Origin of the sequence: Wenzhouxiangella psychrophila (assembly GCF_042310375.1) — a bacterium.
In the GTDB taxonomy this organism is placed as follows: domain Bacteria; phylum Pseudomonadota; class Gammaproteobacteria; order Xanthomonadales; family Wenzhouxiangellaceae; genus Wenzhouxiangella.
Genome location: NZ_JBHJMQ010000020.1, coordinates 1 through 6720, shown reverse-complemented (window position 1 = coordinate 6720; position 6720 = coordinate 1). Strand labels below are relative to the sequence as shown.

Sequence of the window (6720 nt, the reverse complement as noted above, 5' to 3'; positions counted from 1 at the left end):
TATTTAGAACGTAAGCGATCCCCTCTCCCGGATCCGGTGCGACATGGCGGTAAGCGCAGCCACTCAACAAGAACACCAGCGTCGCCAGGAGCGTGAGCCTTTGCAGTTGGGCAATTTGATGCATAACGTCTGAGCTAAGCGGCGGCTTTGGAGCGCAGCGTAAAAGCCGTCCGGCGGAGGCCCGACAGGGCTGGAGCGAACTTGAGCTACTTGTTATGCAGCGGAGATAACCGCCTTCTCCGTTCCTGAGGGAAGATCGACCGACACGAAAAGCTCTTTGGGGTAGAGGTAGTCCTCGCCCGACTCGTCCTTGACCCGTAGCTGACCCAAGCTCTCCGCGTCTGCGTCGGGTATGACTTCGTAGAGCTTGCGGCGCTCCAGGGAGGCCGGATACTCTTCGTTGTTGATGCAGATTACAAAATGCTGATTCATTTCAACTTTCCAGAAAGCGCTTGATTTTGAATTCCTTGCGACCTATGCCGGTTGCCTCGTACCAGTGTAGCTCCGCCTCACGCTCCACGCCACTGGGCAACCGAACCCTAGCGAAGCCCTTGCGCTTTCGCCATCTCCCCTTGCCGTAGACCTTGCGCAGCCGTGGCAGTTCACGGATAGAACGTCCCACGGCGAAGGTTTCTATTCCCTCGATTTCACCTACGATCTCGAAGGTCACATAAATCTCCTAGGTCAAGACTGCATAACGATTAGCTAGGCGGCGCGCGTAAGCGCGTCCGGTGGAGGGTCGACAGGCCCGGAGCGTACTTGAGCGGCGTGTTAAGTGCACTGAGCTTATGGCCTCTCTGCAGCGCTCACCAAACGGCCTATATGGCAGAGCTAGTTGCGAAGGTCCTGGCTATTTTTGACCAAGAGCACTACCCCGGTGATCGGTGCAAAGAACAAACCGCAGAAGAACCACAGCCATGGACTTCGATTCGTAGTTTGGGCCCAATACGCACAAAAAAGCCCAAATAGAAAGAAGACCATTCCTGAACTCGCATAGTTTCCTTCCATGTTCTAATCTATTCCTTTGGAGTTAGATTCACTCTACAGCTGGTGTGCACTTAACGATTTAGCTAAGCGGCGCGCGTAAGCGCGTCCGGAGGAGGCCCGGCAGGGCCGGAACGTACTTGAGCGATTTGTTAGATTTTATAGGGAGGCCCCCAAGAGCTGCGAATAGCCCGTTCCATGACAACTATCTTGCCGGTGAACTGACTCGAGCGCTTTATGTAGCGCTCAACGAAGCCTTGCCTGGACCAAAAATACAGTGCATTTTGGTCATGTTCCAGCACTCCAAGGCGCAAAACTGCACATCCCCACTCACCTCCGACTTTGTCAGCAAAATCAGCTGCCCGACGGCCAAGGCCGCAGCCCCGGTGCGACTCGACGATTAGCAGCAGGCCAATATAGGCAACTGAGGTTTCCGGGTATCCATTTAGCATATCTAGACAGCCTATCGGAACGCCTTCCTCCAGAATAAGGTAGAGGCTCTTCTCTTCAGTCGGGTAGCCCTCTGGGACGATTTCGAGTTCTCTAATGGCCTGCTTTCGGCATGCCGTCTCTCCTTGGATACGCCGAAAGTAATCTGGAGCCGCGTCCAGGACGTCCTGTAATTCAGAGACATCCTCTGACCTACCTACTGAAAGTTTCCGATATTCCAACTCCCCCATGAAATCTAACGTCTGAGCTAAGCGGCGCAGCTTTAGCTGCGTCCGGTGGAGGCCCGAAGGGCCGGAACGTACTTGAGCGATTTGTTAGATTTCACTTTGGACTGCCCCTGAAAATGTGGTAGACGCCGAACACATACGCAGCTGCGATACATACAACCAGCAAGACGGCAGTTGGGGATTGCAGAACACTGTGACCAGAGCACGACCAACTCCCTGGAAATAGCCCACAGTGCTTTAGTAGCATTACCAGACCTAGCGGGACAAGGATAAGAGGCAGCAGAATGGCCCCAACCATTTTCGCAATAAGGATAGATCTCCGCTCTTCAGCACTGTGGAACTTCTTCTTCATGTATGAAATCTAACGATTTAGCTAAGCGGCGCGCGTAAGCGCGTCCGGTGGAGGCTGAAGGCCGGAACGTACTTGAGCTGCTTGTTATGTGAATTTGATCTGAAAGCGAGCATCATGGTTTTGCCGCTCAAGGGCCTGCTTAATGGCCTTGAATTCTTCTGGGTCAAGCTTCCCAGCATCAAGCTCGTAGTGGCGAAACCTCGATCGCATTCTGAGAGTAGCGCCCGCAAATTCAAACTCCTCCAAGGTGTTGAGGTTCTCCTGTTCGTAGCCCAGCTCTTCTCCCTCGAGGGTAACTTTCGTGCCCCGCTCCTCCTCCGGCAAGAAGCTTTCAAAAAAAAGCGCACGATGAAGCATTAAGCTGCGGATGAAACCACCACCCTCGTCTAGGACGAAAGAAAGAATCAAATCTTTATCGTCCTCTTCTAGGTGGATGAAGCTAACAGTATGCATTATTTACATAACGTCTGAGCTAAGCGGCGCGGCGTTAGCCGCGTCCGGTGGAGGCCCGAAGGGCCGGAACGTACTTGAGCGATTTGTTAATCACCAGGGCTCCTATCGACTCCAGCCAGCTTAACGAGTACACGTCGATCTTGAGCCTTTGGATTCCACCAGCATTTAGACATTATGTAGATGCCCCCGAAGAAGGCTAGAACCGGATGAAGGAGCCCAAACAATACGCTCGAATCGGAGCCCTGTAGTATTTCGGTTAGCCCTACGGTAAAAGCAACAGCGCCGAATACGGAGCAGAGCATCCTGAGATAATGCCAGCGTTTTAGATACTTTACTGCACGGTCAAGAACTTGCTGATCACTAGGCTGATGCTCCATAAGTGTTTTTGACATGGTTTTGTTGATTAACGTCTAAGCTAAGCGGCGCGGCTTTAGCCGCGTCCGGTGGAGGCCCGAAGGGCCGGAACGGACTTGAGCGATTTGTTATGCATTAGCCGTCTAGAAATGCGGGGCGGCTAGGGACAAACCGCTTACCGCGCAGCCAACGCCGCGCGTGAGATTCTGAATATTCAATGAGATAAGTCTCGTCCCTTTCTTCGTCGTACACCAGGTATCGAGTCTCACCGGCTTCAAGCAAGACTCCGGGACTCGAAAGCGTTCGCCCTTGGAACGGCGAGCCGGCAACCTCGAAGGTATATGACCCCGGCGCTAACCGAAGCCACGTAAATTGGCCCGGCTGTAGTTCTGCAACAAGCTCACCATTAACTAGAACGGGCTGCGCCTCTGAATGCTCAGATACCACCGTATTTAAAACGTAAGCAACCCCCTCCCCCGGCTCCGGTGCAGCATGGCGGTAACCGCACCCGCTCACCATGAGAACCCGCATCGCTAGGAGCATGAGCCTTTGCAGTTGAGGCACCTTATGCATAACGTCCAGCTTAACCGGCGCCGGCTTTGCCGGCGTCCGTGTTGAAGCGATAGTTAGAACAGTCCGGATGGGCCGTCATCCCTTCCTCCACAAGTGAAGGCTCAACGACATCGCCGTTTGGGGCAACAACGATGAATTGGTTGGATGTGGGGCTTCGGATCTCCACCATATAGATCCAAACTTCCCCTAGAGATTTGACCGATTTCCCCAGTTCCACTCGGCCTACCGCATCCATTGACGAGGAAGTAGCTTCAGTTGCGATTGAAATGGCTTCCGCCTTAGATATCGGAAGGTTCTCGCGACCGTCTTGGGATAGCTCCGCCATTTGAACATATGCTTCCCTACTTACTACGTACTCGTAAAAGCCGTCACTTGAATCAGCGAAGCTAACACGCATACATGTATCGTCGCAGGGGTCTGCGAGAAGCGCACTGGGGGCCAAAATAAAGAAGGATGAGAGCCTAAGCAACAGAGTTGTTCTAACGTTTAAGCTAAGCGGCGCGGCTTTAGCCGCGTCCGGTGGAGGCCCGTAGGGCCGGAACGTACTTGAGCGACTTGTTATGCAATTAGCTCTCCCCTATTGCGTACGTTGGGTTGTGGTCCATAGTTATTCGACCCCGGAGTGCCCGGAATAATCAACAAAAGGAAGTAGAAGACAGTTCCAGCTAGGGGGAGAAAAAGGAATACGACAGCCCAACCAGGCCAATTGGCATCTCTGCACCGTTGGCTAGAAGCAGTCAGCAGCACGAATAGAGCGCCGAGAAGAACCGCAATTGTTGGAAATAGTGAAAGCCAGTACACAATTCCCAGCGGGTCTATAGCACCAAGAATGTGATTGACGGCCCACATTACCCCAACAGCGAGAAAAGCCAGCAACTGAATCAGGATGTACTCCACCCTATTGCGGCGTCCAGAAAATGAAAAGGCATGCCTCAGTGAGTCGACGATTTTCTTTTTGAGATAGTTTTTCAACAATGGTTCAGGTCAGTTGCATAACGTCTGAGCTAAGCGGCGCAGCTTTAGCTGCGTCCGGTGGAGGCCCGAAGGGCCGGAACGTACTTGAGCGATTTGTTATACGCCCAGCTCCCTAACGATACCCTCAATATCCTGTAGGTCTGGAAAGGCTAGGTGGTGATCTACACCATCGCCAATCGCCACGAAATCGTACCCGAGTTCCAATGCGGCCCTTTTGTCCCAAACACCGTCGCCAAAGTAGGTTCGCCGGGTTACCTCTCCTTTCGTTGCTCTTGCTTCCGCCAGCCGCATAATTTTAGTTCGTGCCAGAGCATCTGAGCTAGTGGCCATAGGCAGGCTCTGCGGATTGAGACCGATGCAGCGAAGCTTTAGAGAAGCTGTTTCGGCCCAGCCGCCGGTAGCTATACAAACTCTTACATTCGGAGACTTTCGCAACACCTCTAAGAGGTCCACCGCACCCGGAACTTCTCGTATGAGTTGCGGATTATCCGCTATGTACTGCTTGGTGCGGTCGACAAAAGTGGTATGGACCTCTCGTCTGAGGCGATCTCTTTCGTTAGCGTCGGAGATGGGTTCTAAAATCTCAGAAAGGATCCCAGCATCCGATACATTCTCGTACTGAGCCAAGTCGGACTTGAGCCTGACGCCCAACACCTCTCGTATTGATGCCTCGTAGAGCTCTCCGTCGAAGCTTGCGGATGCAACGAGCGTTCCGTCTATGTCGAAGCAAATAACGTGCATTCTTGGCTTTTACGCGTATAACGTCTGAGCTAAGCGGCGCGGCTTTAGCCGCGTCCGGTGGAGGCCCGGAGGGCCGGAACGTACTTGAGCGATTTGTTATGCATTGCCGTTAGAAAAGCCCGCCGATTAGGTCAGCGATCGCCTCAAAGATTGCCGAAATCCCGTCAGCAATAGCCTCGAACACCCCCGCCACAGCCTCAAGAACACCCTCAGCAGCCATAGCCACTAGTGCGGCCAGTCCTATAACTGAGGAAGCCACCACTGCTAAAGCGATAATATTGAATCCCGCTACAAGAATGTACACGACCGAAACGATTGCTACTGTCGCGGAGATAGCATTAAGTGCCCTGAGGCCGGAGGATCTTTTCTTCTTTTCATTCATGATGGATTTCTACGTCGTTGGACATGAAGCTTGAACGAAATGCATAACGTCTGAGCTAAGCGGCGCAGCTTTAGCTGCGTCCGGTGGAGGCCCGAAGGGCCGGAACGTACTTGAGCGATTTGTTAGTTTTTGACTTGCCAGGGCGCATAATGCGCTCCACACTCTGTGCAAATGTAGCCATCATTCGATCGCATGGCATAGGCAACAAAAGCCGTAACCCCTACCACGCCCACGATTGCCCCCGCTAGCCAGAATGACAGCGAAAAGAGTGCAACCAGGACGGCGCCGAAGGCCCAAAGGACGATTTCCCCTACGAGGCCGGCCGCGAAGGCGGAACGGGCGAGTAGAGGGCGGACGGTTCCACGCTTCAGAGCCGCAGAGCACGAGAGGCACCTTGCGGCGAGACTGGCCTCAGGGAATCCCGACCGTCTACGGAGCAGCTCTGCTTCTAACGACTTAAACCGTTTCGGATACCGACGTGGATCGATTTGGCGCCGGGCATCCTCAAGCTCTTCCAGCGAATAAGATTCGTAGTCAGGCTCCATTCGAAAACTAACGTCTGAGCTAACCGGCGCCGGCTTTGCCGGCGTCCGAGTTGAGCGATTTGTTAGGTGTTACTACCACGAAGCGCTGAATCACGTTTCCCGTATCGAGGTCGTCAACCTCAGATTCTAGTGTGCCGCCATTGGCCTTAATAAGGCTCGCGGAAGTAGTGTTTGCTTTGTAACAGTGAATATGCACTTCTCTAATTCCAAGCTTCCAGGCCTCCTGAATCGTTAGCGACATGAGCTTGGTACCCAATCCTCGGCCGCGTTGGGATGGACGAATTCCAAGGCCGATGTGGCCTCCCCGGCGACGAAGTTCGTGGTTCAGGGAATGTCTGAGGTTTGACACGCCCAGGATCTCTCCGTCGCCGACAAGCCAGAAGGTCGAGCTAGCTACAATGCTGGGCGGCAAGTTTCGGCCGGCGCGGAGGTCAGCGAGGCGGTCGATTAATGAGGAGAAGTCGGCATCTTCGAAATCTAAGGGAAACGGGTAGCGCTCCTCATCCCGAAGCTCCTGGATATACGCCCGGTAACTTGATTCATACTCGAGACTGGGCTGAATGAGGGATCGGGGCATTACAACACCTAACGTCTGAGCTAAGCGGCGCGGCTTTAGCCGCGTCCGGTGGAGGCCCGAAGGGCCGGAACATACTTGAGCGATTTGTTATGCATTAGCCCTCTAGA

The 6720-nt window shown here is 53.5% G+C and carries 9 protein-coding genes; all 9 read right to left on the bottom strand.

Annotated features, from left to right (window positions below; all coding sequences use genetic code 11):
- Positions 1-213 precede the first annotated feature (213 nt).
- On the bottom strand, positions 214-432 hold the full coding sequence (locus ACDC66_RS15120) for a hypothetical protein (protein ID WP_376697571.1): 219 nt from the start codon (positions 430-432) through the stop codon (positions 214-216).
- Between the two features lies 1 nt (position 433).
- Complete coding sequence (locus ACDC66_RS15115; protein ID WP_376697570.1) at positions 434-670, bottom strand: hypothetical protein; 237 nt, start codon at positions 668-670, stop codon at positions 434-436.
- Positions 671-1136: 466 nt separating this feature from the next.
- Positions 1137-1664: a GNAT family N-acetyltransferase gene (locus tag ACDC66_RS15110; RefSeq protein WP_376697569.1), complete on the bottom strand. Its 528-nt coding sequence runs from the start codon at positions 1662-1664 to the stop codon at positions 1137-1139.
- Positions 1665-2097: 433 nt separating this feature from the next.
- Complete coding sequence (locus tag ACDC66_RS15105; protein ID WP_376697568.1) at positions 2098-2466, bottom strand: hypothetical protein; 369 nt, start codon at positions 2464-2466, stop codon at positions 2098-2100.
- Between the two features lie 937 nt (positions 2467-3403).
- Positions 3404-3718, bottom strand: a complete 315-nt coding sequence (locus tag ACDC66_RS15100) for a hypothetical protein (protein WP_376697567.1) — start codon at positions 3716-3718, stop codon at positions 3404-3406.
- A gap of 233 nt (positions 3719-3951) precedes the next feature.
- A complete protein-coding gene (locus tag ACDC66_RS15095) occupies positions 3952-4365 on the bottom strand; it encodes a DUF805 domain-containing protein (protein ID WP_376697566.1) in 414 nt (137 codons plus the stop codon).
- A 99-nt stretch (positions 4366-4464) separates the two neighbouring features.
- A complete protein-coding gene (locus ACDC66_RS15090) occupies positions 4465-5109 on the bottom strand; it encodes an HAD family hydrolase (RefSeq protein WP_376697565.1) in 645 nt (214 codons plus the stop codon).
- Positions 5110-5218: 109 nt separating this feature from the next.
- On the bottom strand, positions 5219-5491 hold the full coding sequence (locus tag ACDC66_RS15085) for a hypothetical protein (protein ID WP_376697564.1): 273 nt from the start codon (positions 5489-5491) through the stop codon (positions 5219-5221).
- A gap of 564 nt (positions 5492-6055) precedes the next feature.
- Positions 6056-6613: a GNAT family N-acetyltransferase gene (locus ACDC66_RS15080; protein WP_376697563.1), complete on the bottom strand. Its 558-nt coding sequence runs from the start codon at positions 6611-6613 to the stop codon at positions 6056-6058.
- Between the last annotated feature and the right edge of the window lie 107 nt (positions 6614-6720).

Bases quoted from the DNA above. Each gene is read 5' to 3' on its own strand.
- ACDC66_RS15105 (WP_376697568.1), bottom strand. From the start codon at position 2,466: ATGCATACTGTTAGCTTCATCCACCTAGAAGAGGACGATAAAGATTTG.
- ACDC66_RS15090 (WP_376697565.1), bottom strand. From the start codon at position 5,109: ATGCACGTTATTTGCTTCGACATAGACGGAACGCTCGTTGCATCCGCA.
- ACDC66_RS15085 (WP_376697564.1), bottom strand. From the start codon at position 5,491: ATGAATGAAAAGAAGAAAAGATCCTCCGGCCTCAGGGCACTTAATGCT.
- ACDC66_RS15110 (WP_376697569.1), bottom strand. From the start codon at position 1,664: ATGGGGGAGTTGGAATATCGGAAACTTTCAGTAGGTAGGTCAGAGGAT.
- ACDC66_RS15120 (WP_376697571.1), bottom strand. From the start codon at position 432: ATGAATCAGCATTTTGTAATCTGCATCAACAACGAAGAGTATCCGGCC.
- ACDC66_RS15100 (WP_376697567.1), bottom strand. From the start codon at position 3,718: ATGGCGGAGCTATCCCAAGACGGTCGCGAGAACCTTCCGATATCTAAG.
- ACDC66_RS15080 (WP_376697563.1), bottom strand. From the start codon at position 6,613: ATGCCCCGATCCCTCATTCAGCCCAGTCTCGAGTATGAATCAAGTTAC.